Here is a 660-nt window from a genome sequence, read left to right as displayed (position 1 = left end):
GTGCAGGTGGGCAGTTCGGCTGGGGCGGCACCCCTTTGAAAAGATATCAAAGGGGCCCAAAGTTTAGTTCAAGCGGGTCAGAAATCCGCTGAAGAGGGCAAAGCCAAAAACTAGACTGAATGGATTTCCAAACGCACGGAATTCATAGAAGAAATTCTGGCTTAGCGATCCTTCGTGTGCCCACTATTGGGGCCCGGAGGTGACAGAAAAATTACCCCAGGGATAACAGGCTCGTCGCGGGCGAGAGCTCCTATCGACCCCGCGGTTTGGTACCTCGATGTCGGCTTTTCCTATCCTGGTCCTGCAGCAGGGGCCAAGGGTGAGGCTGCTCGCCTATTAAAAGGGAACATGAGCTGGGTTTAGACCGTCGTGAGACAGGTCGGTCTCTGCCTGATGGAAGCGTCGCTATCTGAGGGGAAGTTGCTCCGAGTACGAGAGGAACAGAGCAACGTCGCCACTGGTTTATCGGTTGTCTGATAAGGCAGGCCGGGCAGCTAAGCCATTTGGGCTAAGCGCTGAAAGCATCTAAGCACGAATCCCATCCCGAGACACGATAGCGTTTCGTAAGATAAAGGTCGGCAGTAGAAGACTGCGTTGATAGGATGGATGTATAAATCACGAGCTTCGGCGAGTGGTGAGCATGCCATTACTAATAGACCA

At 53.2% G+C, this 660-nt stretch carries 1 rRNA gene; it reads left to right on the top strand.

Annotation, left to right across the window (positions count from 1 at the left end):
- Positions 1–660: ribosomal RNA gene (locus LN415_09910) — 23S ribosomal RNA — on the top strand; the annotation flags it as partial.

The sequence above is a fragment of the Candidatus Thermoplasmatota archaeon genome, from assembly GCA_022848865.1.
Lineage (GTDB): Archaea > Thermoplasmatota > Thermoplasmata > RBG-16-68-12 > JAGMCJ01 > JAGMCJ01.
Note: the sequence above shows the minus strand (reverse complement) of the source record. Positions and strands in the feature narration are given on the sequence as shown.